Below are 1,458 nucleotides of genomic sequence, written 5' to 3' on the forward strand. Positions count from 1 at the left end.
CAACACCTCGATGCGGCGAACGAAGCCCCGTGGGACATCGCTCGGCGCGGTGCTGGCCGTGGCCGGCGCCGCCGGGGGCGGGCTCTCGATGGCGGAGCCGGCGGAGGCTTCCGTGGCGGCGTCAGGCGTTGCCGCGGTTTCCTCCGGCGGGCTCGGGCAATCGAGCACACCGGCTTCCGGTTTCTGCAGCTCCTGGGGCACCACCGCAACGGTTTCCACCGGGGTGGATTCCGTTGCGGCGACCGCCCCGTCCGGTGTAACGGCCTGCGGGGTGTCGGCTTCCTCGAAGCCCCACACCTCGGGGTCACCGGGATATCCGAGATAGGTGATCAGGCGTTGATACGCCGCCGTCTCTCCTATCTCGAAGTCCTTGTACTCCGAGATCCGGCGCAGGGCCGATGCCTGGCCAATGACCCTTCCCTCCGGGTTCTCCAGGGTGGCCTGGAAGACCCAGAGGGTCGGGTCCCTGTCGGGGTAGGCCTGTCGCACATCGTGCGTGACGGCCCACCCCTCCAGGGGTGGGTAGTCCTTCAGGAACAGGGGCAGCCGTTCCCCGAAGGGGATGTACGGCCGCTCTTGCCCCTGACTGTCGATCAAGGTGATGACAGCCGGGGCTTGGACTTGATTGCCCATAGCTTCCTCCTGCGGTGGTCAGCCGCTGTTTGAAAAGGAAACCGCCACCACAGCGGTTCCCTTGTGTTTTCGGATTTCAGAACGGGATGTCGTCCTCGAACTCCCCTGCCGGTACCGGCGCCGGCGCGTAATTCTGCGCCGGGGCTGCGGCCGCCGCCTGTGCAGGTGCCTGGGCCGGTGCTGCGGGCGCCTGAGCGGGTGCCTGGGCAGGCACGGCCTGCTGAGCAGGTGCAGCCTGACTTGCAGGCTGCTGGCCATTACGGCTGTCCAGCATCTGCATCTCGTTGGCCACGATTTCCGTGGTGTAGCGGTCCTGGCCGTCCTGCCCCTGCCATTTGCGGGTGCGCAGGCTGCCTTCGATGTAGACCTTGGAGCCTTTTTTCAGATATTCCCCGGCGATTTCCGCCAGACGGTTGAAAAATACCACCCGGTGCCATTCGGTGCGCTCCCGTTGCTCACCGGTTTGTTTGTCTTTCCAGGTCTCTGATGTGGCCACCGAGATGTTGGTGACCGCGCTGCCGCTGGGCAGGTAGCGGGTTTCCGGGGCATTGCCCAGATTGCCGACCAAAATTACTTTATTGATGCCTCGTGAAGCCATCTTTTTTCCTCCAGAAAGCGCCCGACGCTGCAACAACGGGCAAAAAAGTTTAATTAAATGGGGTGCAGCCCATTATTTCACGTCTGGTGAATCAGGCGTGATATAACCGTTGTCGGGTACCATGTGATTATATTCCAAAAAGGAGCTATCCTTTGTTCCGAACCCGCCAGATATTGAACGACTGGCTCACGCAAAACCTGGAGGAAGCATAACGCCATGGTTATCCA

General features: G+C 62.1%; 2 protein-coding genes. Both read right to left on the minus strand.

What is annotated here, in order from left to right; genetic code table 11:
• Positions 1–633 (minus strand): hypothetical protein (locus tag ACOCD2_RS19750; protein ID WP_305803462.1); only part of this gene is annotated, 633 nt, incomplete at its 3' end.
• Positions 634–709: 76 nt separating this feature from the next.
• Positions 710–1,231 carry a single-stranded DNA-binding protein gene (gene ssb, locus ACOCD2_RS19755; protein WP_293650100.1) on the minus strand — a complete coding sequence of 174 codons (522 nt, stop codon included), beginning with the start codon at positions 1,229–1,231 and terminating at the stop codon, positions 710–712.
• Between the last annotated feature and the right edge of the window lie 227 nt (positions 1,232–1,458).

This window comes from Thiolapillus sp. (assembly GCF_048562965.1).
In the GTDB taxonomy this organism is placed as follows: Bacteria; Pseudomonadota; Gammaproteobacteria; order Chromatiales; family Chromatiaceae; genus Thiolapillus; species Thiolapillus brandeum_A.